The organism is Leadbetterella byssophila DSM 17132, assembly GCF_000166395.1.
Classification (GTDB): Bacteria; Bacteroidota; Bacteroidia; order Cytophagales; family Spirosomataceae; genus Leadbetterella; species Leadbetterella byssophila.
The window spans coordinates 108,843-122,491 of record NC_014655.1 but is presented as its reverse complement, the minus strand read 5'-3'; the positions used below and the strand labels follow the sequence as shown (position 1 = coordinate 122,491).

General features: G+C 39.2%; 14 protein-coding genes. 7 read left to right on the top strand and 7 right to left on the bottom strand.

The annotated features are described in order from the left end of the window. Positions 1-28: 28 nt before the first annotated feature. Complete coding sequence (locus LBYS_RS00520) at positions 29-2,716, bottom strand: DUF5695 domain-containing protein (RefSeq protein WP_013406954.1); 2,688 nt, start codon at positions 2,714-2,716, stop codon at positions 29-31. A gap of 154 nt (positions 2,717-2,870) precedes the next feature. On the opposite strand from LBYS_RS00520, the gene LBYS_RS00515 reads away from it, so the two are divergent. From LBYS_RS00515 to LBYS_RS00500, 4 genes are read left to right on the top strand one after another with little or no spacing between them, the layout of a single operon-like run. Further along, positions 2,871-3,542, top strand: coding sequence for a response regulator transcription factor (locus tag LBYS_RS00515; RefSeq protein ID WP_013406953.1), 672 nt, complete (start codon positions 2,871-2,873; stop codon positions 3,540-3,542). Then, on the top strand, positions 3,543-4,814 hold the full coding sequence (locus LBYS_RS00510; RefSeq protein WP_013406952.1) for a sensor histidine kinase: 1,272 nt from the start codon (positions 3,543-3,545) through the stop codon (positions 4,812-4,814). 39 nt (positions 4,815-4,853) lie between these two features. Continuing rightward, positions 4,854-5,282: a PepSY-like domain-containing protein gene (locus tag LBYS_RS00505; RefSeq protein WP_013406951.1), complete on the top strand. Its 429-nt coding sequence runs from the start codon at positions 4,854-4,856 to the stop codon at positions 5,280-5,282. 20 nt (positions 5,283-5,302) lie between these two features. Beyond that, on the top strand, positions 5,303-5,725 hold the full coding sequence (locus LBYS_RS00500) for a PepSY-like domain-containing protein (RefSeq protein WP_013406950.1): 423 nt from the start codon (positions 5,303-5,305) through the stop codon (positions 5,723-5,725). Positions 5,726-5,799: 74 nt separating this feature from the next. Here the strand turns inward: LBYS_RS00500 and LBYS_RS00495 are convergent, their stop codons facing one another. The 5 genes from LBYS_RS00495 to LBYS_RS00475 all read right to left on the bottom strand — a co-directional run bounded on the left by LBYS_RS00495 (position 5,800) and on the right by LBYS_RS00475 (position 10,705). Further along, entirely contained in the window at positions 5,800-6,771 is a 972-nt protein-coding gene (locus tag LBYS_RS00495) for a UDP-glucuronic acid decarboxylase family protein (RefSeq protein ID WP_013406949.1), read from the bottom strand. Continuing rightward, positions 6,768-8,078, bottom strand: a complete 1,311-nt coding sequence (locus LBYS_RS00490; RefSeq protein WP_013406948.1) for a UDP-glucose dehydrogenase family protein — start codon at positions 8,076-8,078, stop codon at positions 6,768-6,770. The genes LBYS_RS00495 and LBYS_RS00490 overlap by 4 nt, the downstream gene beginning before the upstream one ends. Positions 8,079-8,210: 132 nt before the next feature. Beyond that, positions 8,211-8,972, bottom strand: a complete 762-nt coding sequence (locus LBYS_RS00485) for a DUF3108 domain-containing protein (RefSeq protein WP_013406947.1) — start codon at positions 8,970-8,972, stop codon at positions 8,211-8,213. 103 nt (positions 8,973-9,075) lie between these two features. Further along, positions 9,076-10,116 (bottom strand): recombinase RecA, encoded by a 1,041-nt coding sequence (gene recA / locus LBYS_RS00480; RefSeq protein WP_013406946.1) that lies wholly within the window; start codon positions 10,114-10,116, stop codon positions 9,076-9,078. A gap of 4 nt (positions 10,117-10,120) precedes the next feature. Continuing rightward, the gene (locus LBYS_RS00475; protein ID WP_013406945.1) at positions 10,121-10,705 is read right to left on the bottom strand and encodes a 3-keto-disaccharide hydrolase; all 585 of its coding nucleotides are present in this window, start codon (positions 10,703-10,705) and stop codon (positions 10,121-10,123) included. Positions 10,706-10,780: 75 nt separating this feature from the next. On the opposite strand from LBYS_RS00475, the gene LBYS_RS00470 reads away from it, so the two are divergent. The 3 genes from LBYS_RS00470 to LBYS_RS00460 are packed head-to-tail and all read left to right on the top strand — an operon-like array spanning position 10,781 to position 13,265. Further along, the gene (locus LBYS_RS00470) at positions 10,781-12,097 is read left to right on the top strand and encodes a DEAD/DEAH box helicase (RefSeq protein ID WP_013406944.1); all 1,317 of its coding nucleotides are present in this window, start codon (positions 10,781-10,783) and stop codon (positions 12,095-12,097) included. After that, positions 12,097-12,513 (top strand): NUDIX domain-containing protein, encoded by a 417-nt coding sequence (locus LBYS_RS00465; protein WP_049781279.1) that lies wholly within the window; start codon positions 12,097-12,099, stop codon positions 12,511-12,513. The genes LBYS_RS00470 and LBYS_RS00465 overlap by 1 nt, the downstream gene beginning before the upstream one ends. Continuing rightward, positions 12,507-13,265 (top strand): DUF3822 family protein, encoded by a 759-nt coding sequence (locus LBYS_RS00460; protein WP_013406942.1) that lies wholly within the window; start codon positions 12,507-12,509, stop codon positions 13,263-13,265. Before LBYS_RS00465 ends, LBYS_RS00460 begins: the two co-directional genes overlap by 7 nt. Here LBYS_RS00460 and LBYS_RS00455 read toward each other — a convergent pair. Further along, positions 13,262-13,582, bottom strand: a complete 321-nt coding sequence (locus LBYS_RS00455; RefSeq protein WP_013406941.1) for a hypothetical protein — start codon at positions 13,580-13,582, stop codon at positions 13,262-13,264. The genes LBYS_RS00460 and LBYS_RS00455 overlap by 4 nt on opposite strands. Between the last annotated feature and the right edge of the window lie 67 nt (positions 13,583-13,649).

The following is a 13,649-nucleotide window of genomic DNA, read 5'->3' as shown; positions in this document are numbered from 1 at the left end:
GATAAACCTTAATTATATGCTAAACTAATTAATATAAACGTAGTTTGAATAGATTCTCACCTTCCGAAAGTTCTACCTTGTAAAACCCTCTCTCGTCTTTTGTAGCAGAAGTTTTCACTTCCCTGTTGATTTGAACCAATGCATTCTTTGTATGTTCATTAGCTCCTTCTAAAACCAGTTCCACTTCCTTCGTTTTCGTGTTGTATTTCACCGTTGAAACTCTACCTGCCTCTAAAGTAATCCATACTTTCTCAGGTGCTAGGAATATCCTGTTTTTACCTGCAGTTGTTACCTCTGTAATCACCCAGTCGCCCTCTTTCTTTGCATTCCCACTGAAAGCCACATATCCGAATTCAGGATGTTTAACAATGTATGTTCCTGAGTTCACAGCATAGCCAAAGAAGCCAGAACCGTAGTCACCGGTAATCCCATCATTTGCCAAAGTAGAAGGATAAGAGTGGAATGCTGCCGGTCCAAAACCGTCTTGGGTTACATTTGCCAAAGCGCCCATTGCGCCCGCGTGACCTACCCTCAAAAGATAAAAATCATTAGGATTTTCCCTGTACGCATCAGAAACAGGTATTGAGTTCAATGCTGAACCGTAGTGGTGCAACTGACGCTCGATTCTAGAAAGCTTTCCTCCATACACAAAGTCCCAGTATCTACGTGCACTACCATTATACCCCCAGTGCGGTAAGGTAGGCATATATGCCAAGATCGCATTTAGAGTCACATCCGCTTTATCATGATTTCCAAAGTATTTGGACCACATATAAACCTCCTCTTGTCCGGTAGAGTCCCAAGGCATCTCACTACCAAATGGATAACCTAAAGACTTCCAATGGTCAGCTCTTTGCTTCATGGCTGCCTCAAGTTCATTTGCCATATCCAGAATGCCTTCCCTCTTCAAGTCCTCCAGGATCAAAAGGAATACAGTACCTTCCATTTGACCAAATTGAGCGTAGTGAGGGGCTAATCTAACCATAGCTATACTGGTGTGGAATGCATTTTCTAAATGCTGCTTCCAGTTTTCAGCCAATCCTTCGTGGTTTCGAGCTAACTTATAAAGCACCCAATGTGCTGCAGCTACATGAGGGTAGTTATAAGATCTTCCCGGACTATCAGCTTCCTTCTTCTTCCAAGCTGACCACACATTCCAATTGATATCTTCTCTATAGGTTCCTTTTGGCAAAGAATCCGGCTCATAATAGAACATACTCTTCTTTACACCGTACTTTTTAGGCCCTTCCGAGTATTGTAATTTACCCCAAAGTGTTTCGTTGGCAAATCTTTTGATCTTTTCAATTTCCCCTTTATCCTGAATCAAAGCTTGCTTCATGAAAGCGGCTAGCCAACTAGCAGCTCCCGCCTCGTCACTTAAACCTGCGTACCATGCTCTTTGCTCTTGAGTGACTTGCCTTTGTTCTTCATAATCATAGGTGATGATAGATGGAGCACGACCAAAAGGATCATCTTTATCGTCAAACCATTGTTTAGTGGTCAAGAAATTACCTAGGTCTTTCACCACTTCCTCCTGGGACTTAATCACCTTGTAATGTATGGTTTGAACGGTACCGTCTTTATATTTCACTGTAACTCTAGACCTTCCCCAAACCTTTCCAATGACCTCGTAAGACTGCCATTTAGCATTAACGGACTTAGGACTTATGGCCAAAGATCCGGCAGGATGCACCTCTATACTTTGAACCTTTTTTCCATACTTTAAATGCAAAGCCCCTACCTCATTAAAAGGTAATACATAACCCGGTATACCAATTGCAACAGGGCGCTTCTCTTTTTCCAATTGGCTTTCTATTTCTCTAATGGAAGGAGCAAATACAAACTTCAAAGCATATTGACGTTTTTCGCCAGCCTTAAGAATGGCTGAAGTGGGCTCATTCCATTGCTCTACGCCTTTCCATTCGTTCTCTGCATGGGCTTTTGAATGTATCATCCATTCATGAAAACCTTCAAAAACTATGCTTCTAGGTGTAGGATCATCATTCAAAGGATTATAGGCCTCAAAACTTGCATTCAAGTGAGGCAGCACCAGTAAACTTTGTCCCTTGCCATGTAACCTATTCACCTGAATATAACCTGCATCTTTCCCAATGTAAGGATCAAAAAACACATTATCCATGTGTGCATCATCCAACTTCTTGTCTTGTAGGATGTTATTAAAGATCATTGGAATCCCTAATGAACCAATCTCCACTTCTTCCTTACTTAAGTTGGAAATCTCAAATCTCAGAACAATATTCTTCCCTTCTAACTCCCAAAAACGTTTTACAGATATGGAAGAATTTTCTCCTAAAGCCGGACCTAAATCAGAAGCTGCAATTACAGATTTGCCTCCACTTAATGGTAAGACATCCACTCTCTTCTTAGCAGAAGAAAATGAAGTCCATTCCTTTTCACTTATCTTCTTATAACGAATATTGATATCTCCCAAATGGTAAAAACCATCCTTGTCCCTTAGTTTTAGACGTTCATCAGGAGTGTAATCAAAAATGGTGTCTTTAACTGGAGAAAACGCAGCTGCAGTATGAGAGGAATTTAAAATTTCGAGATAAAAATCGGAAGTTTTAAAGCTTTTGCTTCCTTTCTCTACCCCTAAGGTAGAAGGCATCTTAGCAATTCTTTCCCAAGGGGACTGAGCCGTAGCCGAATTCCCAATTAGAGCAGCCAAAATGAGCGATCTGAAAATAGATTTCATGTCTGGGTTGTTTAACATTTTCCTAAATTTCTTAAAGTTCCTTCACATCATCAACGCAAGCACCCCATTTAGCTAAAATGATAGGACGTTTAGATAAAATAGGAAATACTAACAATTACTAAATCTTTCCAAAATTTCCCCCTAAACTTGAAGTATGAAAATACTGATTGTAGAAGACGAAACAGAAATCAGCAAGCTGATCCAGGAGTCTCTGGAAGAAGCTCAATATTTAGTTGAGTCCGCCTCCACATTCAAAGAAGGCTTGCTAAAAATTGAGGATTACCAATATGACGCTATTCTTTTGGACCTCATGCTTCCTGACGGAAATGGTTTAGATTTACTTTCGGAGATTAGGTCATCCCAGCCTAACACCTCCGTCATCATACTTTCTGCCAAAGATGCGGTAGAAGATAAGGTCAAAGGCTTGGATCTGGGTGCAGATGACTATCTGGCCAAACCTTTCCACCTAGTGGAACTCCACTCCCGTTTGAAGTCGGCACTGAGAAGACGTAATCAACAAGGTGAAAATAAAATAGAATATAAGAACCTCTGCTTATATCCGGAAACGCGAGACTTCCTAGTAGCCGGTAACCATGTAGCGCTCAATAGAAAAGAATATGACGTACTTTACTATTTCATGATACGTCCGGGTAGACTCATACAGAGAACTACGCTAGCTGAATCTGTCTGGGGCGACCACATCGATCAAGCCGATAGTTTGGATTTTATATACTCCCAAATCAAAAACCTACGTAAGAAATTGAAAGAGAGCGGAGCTGATGCTGACTTGCAAGCGGTATACGGAGTAGGATATAAATTGGTTTAAATGGCAAAATCACTAAAAAACTATACCCTAAAACACTTGGCCTATGCCCTACCGCTGGTGGTAGCTATTTGGGCAGCATTGTTCTATGCCTTTATCCTAGATGAAGTTTATGACAATGTAGATGATGGATTAAAAAATCAAAAGATCAATATCATTCGCCAAGCCTATTTGGACAGTACTATTTTAAATACAAGAGAATATGGTGTAAACCAATTTCGCATCATACCTACAGATAGCATACAAAAGAAGAACGTCTTTTCCAGAGAATTCATCTACATGGAATACGATGCAGAAATGGAGCCCTATCGGATTCTAAGAACGGGATTCTACGGACCTGACGGACAAGCGTATTCCCTGGAAATTAGAACCTCAACTGTAGAGGAGGATGACTTGATTATAGACTTAAGCATAGCCCTCTTTGTCTTATATCTCCTACTTTTATTAACCATATTCCTCATTAACAATGGGGTACTTAGGAGGGCACTGAAGCCTCTCAGCCGACTAACAGAAGATCTGCAGAATTACCAATTTGGGAATAAAAACCAGGTCAGAAGAATAGATGAGGGAGTTACGGAGTTCCAAATTCTTTCAGATAAGGTACAAGACATGATAGACAGGAACGAATCCTTGTTTCATAAGCAAAGGACCTTCATAGAGAATGCCTCACACGAGCTTCAAACCCCTTTGACCATCACCATTGGACAATTAGAACTGCTATTAGCGGAAGGACAACTAGATGAAATTCAGAGCCAAAGAATAGACCAGGCCAAATCAGCTTTACACCGTCTGGTACAATTGAACCGAAACTTGCTCATGCTATCCAAAATCGAAAACCGTCAGTTCCCGGAGAAAGAAGAGATACCAGTATCAGCAGTTTGGTCAGAAATAGAGGAAGAACTACAAGACCTGGTCATATTCAAAGAACTTCATGTTCACACAAAACTCAATGAAGAATTCCATATTAAGGCTCACAGAGGATTGATTAAAATACTAATATCAAATCTGTATAGAAATGCCATCAAATACAATTTCAAAGGAGGCAAAATAGAAGTAAAAATAGATTCCAAAGGATTCACTATTGGCAACACCTCTGAATTACCACCTTTGAATCCGGAGATCATCTACGATAGATTCTACAAATTCCCAGGAGACAGCCAAAGCACCGGCTTGGGGCTTTCTATTGTACAAAGTATAGTGGGTACATATCCGAATTTAAAGATCCACTATACCTATGAAAAAGAATTTCACCTTTTTTCTTTAAAAAAGATATAATTCCCAAATTTTTCCCAATTCACATCAAAAATTTGAATCATGAAAAAGATAATAGTGCTTCTGTTGTTCCCCATGGCACTTTTTGCTCAAAAAGACAAAAAGATAGACTGGGATGAACTACCTCAAAAAGCACAGACATTTTTAAAAACTAATTTCACCAAAGAGAAAGCTCAACAGATACTTAAAGAAACCGAGGATTATTTGGAAACCATTTACCAAGTTACCTTTCAGGGGAAGTTGAAAATAAAGTTCGACAAAAACGGAAATTGGAAAGAAGTAGACGGGCATAGAAAGCCAATACCTACCCGTTTTATTCCTGAAAAAATACTGACATATATAAAGAAAAGCTTTCCGAATAACGAAGTAGTAAAGATTGAAAAAGAAAAGAAAAAGTACGAAGTGGAAATCAGTAACGGTCTGGAGTTGGAATTCGACCGAGAGGGAAACTTTCTACGTATAGACAGTTAATTCACTAAAATTTAAATAACATGAAAAACCTGGTAATTATCGCATTACTATCTGTACTATTCACTGCATGTGAATCAAACAAAGTGCTAGCTGAAAATGAAATTCCGTCTGCCATCACAAACTACCTTCAAACTCATTTCCCTAACCACAAGGTTCTACAAGTAGAAAAGGAAAGAGAAGGTTTATCAAAATCTTACGATGTCATCCTGGAAGGGAACATAGTGCTAGAATTCAACAAAAAGCACAATATTAAATCCATTGAGGCCAAATCAGCTCTACCTCAATCTGTGATTCCGGCAAAAATTTGGGAATACGTACAAAGAGAATATCCGGGTGTAGGAATATTAGAATATGAGCTTGACGATAATAGACAGAAAGTGGAATTGGACAACCGACTAGAACTTGAATTCAATAAGGCCGGTGATTTCTTAAGACTGGATTAAGCCCAAAAATAAAAATGCCCCCAATTAGTGTCTAACTTTTTGGGGGCACTCTAAAATTGGGGGCTTTTTGTAGCTTAAAACTCTCTATGCTTAGCCTCTTCGAACCACCTTTCTTGAGGTAAGTTCTTGAAGTATTCATACGTTTTCTTCAAACCTTCTGCTCTATCCACTTTAGGCTCCCAGCCTAAAATCTCTTTAGCCTTAGTGATATCCGGTTGGCGCTGTTTAGGATCATCTTTCGGAAGATCTTTATAAACAACCTTTTGATCTGTACCAGTGAGTTTAATAATCTCCTCAGCAAACTCCTTAATCGTAATCTCAGAAGGGTTACCTATGTTTACAGGATTTGGGTAATCTGACAACAATAATCTATAGATACCTTCCACTAAATCATCAACGTAACAGAAAGAACGCGTTTGAGAACCATCTCCAAAAATGGTTAAATCTTCACCTCTTAATGCCTGGCCAATAAAAGCAGGAAGTACTCGTCCATCGTTCAAACGCATTCTTGGACCATAGGTATTAAAGATCCTTACAATTCTGGTTTCAAGGCCGTGATAGGTATGGTAGGCCATGGTCATGGCTTCTTGGAAACGTTTCGCTTCATCATAAACGCCCCTAGGACCTACTGGATTTACATGTCCCCAGTAGTCTTCCGTTTGAGGGTGTACTTGTGGATCACCGTAAACCTCAGAAGTGGAAGCAATTAATACCCGAGCGTTCTTTACTCTAGCTAAACCTAGGCAATTATGAATACCTAATGATCCTACTTTCAAAGTTTGAATAGGAATCTTTAGATAATCTATAGGGCTGGCTGGAGACGCAAAATGCAGGATGTAATGCAATTCACCCGGTACATGGATAAATTTCGAAACATCATGTTGATAGAACTCGAAATTAGGCAACTTGAACAAATGCTCAATATTCCTTAAATCTCCTGTAATAAGGTTATCCATGGCCATCACATGGTAACCTTCTTTTACAAATCTATCGCAAAGGTGAGAGCCTAAAAAACCGGCCCCTCCAGTAATTAATATTCTTTTCATTTTACAGTCTCTCTACCAATGGAATAATATTCAAATCCTTGAGCCTTGATTTCGTGTAAATCATATAAGTTTCTACCATCAAAGATGACCTTATTTTTTAATTTATCCTTCATCTTAGAAAAATCAGGCGTTCTAAATTCTGGCCATTCTGTCATGATCATCAAGGCATCTGCACCTTCAAGAGCTTCATACATATTAGAAGCGTACTTCACTTTCTTGCCAACCTCTTTCTTAACATTGTTCATGGCTTCAGGGTCAAAAACTACTACCTTCGCTCCTGCCCTCTTCAATGCTTTGATATTGTACAAGGATGGAGCTTCCCTGATATCATCCGTATAAGGTTTAAAGGCCAATCCCCATAGAGCAATGGTCTTTCCTTTAAGATCACCATTGAAATACTCTTTCACTTGTGGTATAAGCTTCACTTTCTGCTTCTCATTAACTAACATGATAGACTTCAGGATCTTGAAATCATAGTTAAACTCCTGAGCAGTTTTCCCTAGAGCCTGAACATCTTTAGGGAAACAAGATCCACCATAACCTATACCTGGGAATAAGAATCTTTTACCAATTCTACTGTCAGTACCAATACCTTTTCTAACATTGTCTACATTAGCCCCGGCAAGTTCACATAGATTAGCCATTTCATTCATAAAGGTAATCTTCATGGCCAAAAAGGAGTTAGCGGCATATTTTGTCATTTCAGCTGATCTCTCATCCATGAAGATGATAGGATTACCTTGACGTACCAATGGGGCATACAAACGTTCCATGATAGCTTTCGCTCTATCTGAACTTGTACCAACTACCACTCTATCCGGCTTCATGAAATCTTCTACAGCTACACCTTCACGCAAGAATTCGGGATTTGAAACCACATCAAATTCTACTTTAGCATTAGCAGCGATCTTAGCATGAACCTTTTCCGCAGTACCTACCGGAACTGTACTCTTATCTACAATCACCGCATAGTGATCTAATACTTTACCAATTTGATCAGCTACCCCCAAAATGTATTTCAAATCTGCTGAACCATCCTCACCCGGAGGTGTAGGAAGAGCTAAAAAGATCACTTCCGCTTCCTTAATACCTTCTGCAAGATCAGTGGTAAATTTTAGTCGCCCGTCTTTTCTATTTCTATCAAAAATAGGTTCTAAACCCGGTTCATATATGGTTATCTTACCTTTTTTAAGGCTGTCTACTTTTGCTTGATCAATATCGATACAGGTTACTTCGTTTCCTGTCTCTGAAAAACAGGTTCCGGTCACTAAACCTACATACCCTGTTCCTACAACTGCTATTTTCATTTAATAATTGGGATTTTTTCTTCTGACAAAGTTAGATAGAAAATTTCAAAACTTTACACAGAACACAAAAAATATAGAGTTAACGATACAATTTATCCATAAACCCTACATTTTTCGCTACCGTATGTTAAGTTACGAGAAAAAGTTAAAGGGATAAAGATTCTTCTTATACTTTCGTAATTCCATCACTATCGTACCGAAAGAGAAGTCTACTTCAATCTTTATTGGCACTCTATTTTTATCATCACTCACCCATACTCGGATGGCTTCTTCCCCTTTAAAAAGTTTGTTTTCAGGCAGGATAGGATGCAGTTTTACTACATTTATCTTACCAAAACGAGTTTTAACCGTCCCTTTCCCAGCATATTTCACCTTAAATCGGTAGGACTCATCATCAAAAAACAATGGAGCAGTATAGGTTTGACCTAAATAATAGGTGGAAAAATCTATATGGCGAAGAGAATAATAACCGCTTATGACATCATGTATGTGCGTAGGAACACTGTAAGTGTCCACTGACTCCTTTTCTTTTTTAACAACTACGTTCTTGCGGTGATCAAAATAGAGAATCTGGTCCCTTTTGTAATTGTTTTCCCTTGCACTATACTCAAATTTTTGAGGAAAATATTGCAGGGTATCCATGTATGAGGTGTAGGTATTTCTTACACGGTACAGATCCGTAATACCTTCTGTCCTGCCTGAGACATTTATTCTATAGCAGGGCAATCCATTTACCGTATGGGTTTTATTATCCACTGCAACGTTTGCAGAACCTAGGGTTAAGATCCCAAACTTAATCCTATAGCCGTATTCTTCCCCTAATTGGAAGGTATCATTCTTAGACCTAAAAGAAAGAAATAGCAAAGGAACAAGTAAGATACTCAGTCTCAGCATAGTGGATTTACTTTTTAACATAACGTAAAAAAATGACATTTAACTATTCATTAGACGCAATTCTTTACGAAAAGTTAAATAAAAGGTGCTTAAATTAAGCACCTTACTCTTCAATACTTCCACTTTTATCCATCAGGGCGTCAGCATTTCCCGCCACTGTAGCTTTGATCTTTTCTTCAATATCAGCCATAAGCTCAGGATTATCTTTAATCAGAGCCTTAACTGCATCTCTACCTTGCCCTAAACGATCTGCACCGTAAGAGAACCAAGATCCTGATTTCTTAATGATATCCAGATCCACCGCTAAATCTAGTACCTCACCGGATTTAGAAACTCCCTCTCCGTACATGATATCAAATTCGATCACTTTAAAAGGAGGAGCTACTTTGTTTTTGACAACCTTTACACGGGTACGGTTACCTATGATATTTCCTTCGTTATCCTTGATCTGACCTATTCTACGGATATCTATACGTATAGAAGCATAGAATTTCAAGGCATTACCACCGGTAGTAGTCTCAGGAGAACCAAACATGACTCCGATTTTATCTCTCAGCTGGTTAATAAAGATACAGGTACAACCCGTTTTATTTATCGTACCCGTCAATTTCCTCAAGGCTTGCGACATCAAACGAGCCTGAAGACCCATTTTGCTGTCTCCCATTTCACCGTCTAATTCAGCTTTTGGAACAAGGGCTGCAACTGAGTCTATCACGCAAATATCTATAGCTCCTGAAGCAATAAGATGTTCAGCAATCTCAAGCGCCTGCTCACCATAATCCGGTTGAGAAATCAGTAAGTTCTTAGTATCAATACCTAGTTTCTCAGCGTACACTCTATCAAATGCATGTTCTGCATCTATAAATGCAGCTATTCCACCTTGCTTCTGCGCTTCTGCTATGGCATGCATGGCTAAGGTAGTTTTACCGGAAGATTCCGGTCCGTAGATTTCAATCACCCTACCTTTTGGCAAACCATTTACCCCTAAGGCCAAGTCCAAACCTAAAGACCCGGTGGAAATTACAGGAACGTCAAGCACTTTCGTATCACTCAAGCGCATTACCGTACCTTTTCCAAAGGACTTGTCTAATTTATCCAGTGTTGACTGAAGTATTTTTAACTTATCTGCGTTTTCTGCTGCCATTATATTATAAATTTTTCAACTTTAAATTCTTCCACTTTACCTTGATTCCACCTCCGTCATGAATCTGAAGGGCAATCTTTCCATCTGAATCAGCAAAGACCTGGTCTTTCAAGTACACCATCTGCACTCCATTTACCCAAGTTGTCACCTCATCTCCCTTCACACGGATCTTCATCTTGTTCCAGGCATTCATCTTCACATTATCTTTCGAAGGATCAGGCTTAATTAACCATCCCCTTTTATAGGACTCATAAATCCCACCTGAGAAATGACCCGGAGGAGCCACCTCAGCCTGCCATCCACTTACTCTGGTGCCTTCGATACTGGAATGAAAAAAAACACCACTATTTCCATTAGCTTCCGGCAAAAATTCTAAAGTGAGCTCAAAATCTTTATAAGATTTTTCAGTACCCAAATAACCATAACCTTTGTCCGGCCCACTTTCACAGACTAAAAGTCCATTTTCTACATACCATTTTTCGGTTCCGTAGACTATCCATCCGTCTAAGTTTTTACCGTTAAAAAGGGAAACAGATTTCTGTGCAAAGGTAAGACAAGGAATGAGAAGCAGTAAAAGAATTTTTTTCATGAGATTAAATCAAGGATTTGTCGACACCAATATACACAAGATCTGAGTAATTTTGTAAATTATTCCATTTGTAATATGCAATTCAGCGAACTCAATCTGAACAAGCCACTCTTACGAGCTTTAGAGGATTTACAATTTTCTTCTCCTACTCCTATTCAGGAGAAGGTATTCTCCGTCCTCATGTCAGGAAGAGACCTTGCAGGTATAGCCCGTACGGGCACAGGTAAAACCTTTGCTTACCTCCTTCCCTTACTAAGAATGTGGACCTTTAGCAAAGACAAACTTCCACAAATCCTGGTATTGGTCCCAACGAGAGAGCTAGTAATGCAAGTGGTAGAAAGTGCCAAAGCCTTGAGTACTTACATGAGTTTTGACGTGGTGGGTGTTTACGGTGGGGTAAATATGAAATCTCAAGCCGCAGAACTAATGCAAGGCTGTGACATGGTGGTTGCCACACCCGGCAGATTCACAGATTTAGCGGCAGCTGGCGTCCTAAAAGTAAAGAACATCAAGAAGTTAGTGATCGATGAGTTTGATATGATGTTAGACTTAGGCTTTCGCCCACAACTTGACCTGATTTTCAATAAAATACCCGAAAGAAGACAGAACCTTCTATTCTCTGCTACCCTATCCGAAGAAGTGGGATCCTTGATTGGAGATATCTTTAAGACTCCTATTATTATTGAAGATGATGATATAGGAACACCAATAGAAAGTATCTTACAAAAAACCTACGCAGTACCAAATTTTAAGACCAAGATTAACCTCCTGGATCTCCTGCTTGGAAATGACCCGGACATGCAAAAAAACCTGATTTTTGTAGCTCAAAAGTCGGCAGCTGATCTACTTTTCCAAGAATTAAAAAGCAGAGGAATGGAAAGTGTAGAAGTTATCCATTCTAATAAATCTCAGAACTATAGATTTAGAGCCATAAAATCTTTTTCGGATGGTGAAATAAAGACTTTAATCTCTACGGACATTGGATCTAGAGGATTGGATATCAAAGGAATCACCCATGTAGTAAACATGGACGTACCCACTGAAAAGACGGACTACGTGCATAGGATAGGTAGAACAGGGAGAGGAGGAAATTCAGGCACTGCAATTTCATTTGTAAGTCCTAAAGAAGAGGAGGATTTTGCAGAGATCGAAGAGATGTACCAATTGCAATTACAAAGAATACCTCTTCCTCCCTATTTAGAAATTGAAGAGGGGTTACTACCTTTTGAAATGGAGCATGAAAGCATAAAAGTACCTACCGTCAAGACCGATGCCAACATTGGAGCTGCTTTTCACGAAAAGCTGGAAAAGAACAAGAAGGTCAACAAAAGAAGAGACATTGAGGCTGAAAAGAAATTAAAATACGGAAAGTCATACCGTAAAGGAATGTAATGATTCAAGAGATGTATGGTGGTCGGATCCGACTGCGTGTGTGTGGTTTGCTTTGGAGAGAAGACAAAATCCTTCTTCTCCGTCATTCGGGAATTGGGGAGGACGGCATATTTTGGAATTGCCCTGGAGGAGGAGTAGAAGAAGGGGAAAGTATAGTTCAGGCCTTGACCAGAGAATTCAAGGAAGAAACTAAATTAGAAATCCAAGTTCAGGAGCTATACCATTGGGATGAAGTCATCTACGGAAAACTTCATGGAGTAGAATTGTATTTTAAAGTTTCGGCCAGTAATTTCGCTGCCCAGTTAGGCAAAGATCCGGAAGGAAATATACTGACTGAACTCCGCTGGTTCACAAAAGAAGAAATCCACCAATTACCAAAAGGGCATTGCCCCCCATTTTTAAGAGGTTTATGTTAGTTGACGACAGATTTAATCCCGTACGATGTGATGCGTACGATCTATATATAGAAATCCAATTTAATCGTTTAAGATTCATCGCCAAGAAGGATGAGGAAATCTTATGCTTGGAGGATCATTTCTTAGGCGTGTGCACTGATCCTACCCATACCTCTGTTCAGGTTGAAAAATTGATGGCCATCCACCCCTTTCTTTGTCGGAAAGACTGGAAATCAGTACACTTGATTTCTCAATTCCAGATACATGCACTAGTGCCAACAGAAGCCTTTGGGGAGGCCGAAAAATATCTCTGTTTAGTTTTTAATGACATAAATAAAGATAATTTCATTTTCTTTTCAGAAGTCATAGAGAAACAAACGCTTCACATAGGCACATTGGAGAGCATTTATCAAGCCTTCCAAAAGTACTACGAAAGGATAGAGCTTCACTCTCCCATGACAGCAGGTCTGCGTTTAACATTAGAAAGAAAGAAACATCAGATCATTATAAGCGATCATTTTTTGGATTACTACTTTTACTACCCTAAAAAAGGTTCAGTTTCAGTGCGGAGGATACCGCTTATAGATTTGGAAGAATTAGATGTAGAAAATCAACCTACGACCTTATGGGGAGAAATTACTCCTTATGGAAACTTATATAATCAAATAAAGGAGAAAATAAAGAGTATCGAAATGGGGAGTATCAACAGGGGAATAGCAAATATTTATTCGGAACTTCCTCAGCACCGTTATATCACACTTCTCAACATTTAATGGGTATTTTTCTTTTGAACCTTGAGGTTATAGTCGAAGAACTCTATAGCTCTTTGGATGCCCTTCCCTTTTAGGGCTACAAAATAAGGTTTTCGTCCATCCTTCTGGATCAATTTAGTATCTAGCTTATAGATGGTACCTTCAGGATAAAGGGAGATAAATTTACTGGGAATGCTGATGCTTAAATCTTCCGGAACTTGCTGACCCTGAATGGTTTTCAAACGCATTCTCCCACTAGAAAAAGATGCTTCAGCAAAAACGTCTAAAAAGTATGATTTTGTGAACTCCGGCACCTGATCTATCAAAGACAATTGCATATCTCTCCCCTAAAATTTAAGAATCCTTACGCAAAATAATATTAATTTTTCCAATCCACCTTAATAC

What these genes read in the sequence shown, in the direction of transcription:
- recA (WP_013406946.1), bottom strand. Translation starts at nt 10,116, where the DNA reads ATGGCAGCAGAAAACGCAGATAAGTTAAAAATACTTCAGTCAACACTG.
- LBYS_RS00470 (WP_013406944.1), top strand. Translation starts at nt 10,781, where the DNA reads ATGCAATTCAGCGAACTCAATCTGAACAAGCCACTCTTACGAGCTTTA.
- LBYS_RS00500 (WP_013406950.1), top strand. Translation starts at nt 5,303, where the DNA reads ATGAAAAACCTGGTAATTATCGCATTACTATCTGTACTATTCACTGCA.
- LBYS_RS00515 (WP_013406953.1), top strand. Translation starts at nt 2,871, where the DNA reads ATGAAAATACTGATTGTAGAAGACGAAACAGAAATCAGCAAGCTGATC.
- LBYS_RS00505 (WP_013406951.1), top strand. Translation starts at nt 4,854, where the DNA reads ATGAAAAAGATAATAGTGCTTCTGTTGTTCCCCATGGCACTTTTTGCT.
- LBYS_RS00455 (WP_013406941.1), bottom strand. Translation starts at nt 13,582, where the DNA reads ATGCAATTGTCTTTGATAGATCAGGTGCCGGAGTTCACAAAATCATAC.
- LBYS_RS00475 (WP_013406945.1), bottom strand. Translation starts at nt 10,705, where the DNA reads ATGAAAAAAATTCTTTTACTGCTTCTCATTCCTTGTCTTACCTTTGCA.
- LBYS_RS00495 (WP_013406949.1), bottom strand. Translation starts at nt 6,771, where the DNA reads ATGAAAAGAATATTAATTACTGGAGGGGCCGGTTTTTTAGGCTCTCAC.
- LBYS_RS00460 (WP_013406942.1), top strand. Translation starts at nt 12,507, where the DNA reads ATGTTAGTTGACGACAGATTTAATCCCGTACGATGTGATGCGTACGAT.
- LBYS_RS00465 (WP_049781279.1), top strand. Translation starts at nt 12,097, where the DNA reads ATGATTCAAGAGATGTATGGTGGTCGGATCCGACTGCGTGTGTGTGGT.
- LBYS_RS00485 (WP_013406947.1), bottom strand. Translation starts at nt 8,972, where the DNA reads ATGCTGAGACTGAGTATCTTACTTGTTCCTTTGCTATTTCTTTCTTTT.
- LBYS_RS00520 (WP_013406954.1), bottom strand. Translation starts at nt 2,716, where the DNA reads ATGAAATCTATTTTCAGATCGCTCATTTTGGCTGCTCTAATTGGGAAT.
- LBYS_RS00510 (WP_013406952.1), top strand. Translation starts at nt 3,543, where the DNA reads ATGGCAAAATCACTAAAAAACTATACCCTAAAACACTTGGCCTATGCC.
- LBYS_RS00490 (WP_013406948.1), bottom strand. Translation starts at nt 8,078, where the DNA reads ATGAAAATAGCAGTTGTAGGAACAGGGTATGTAGGTTTAGTGACCGGA.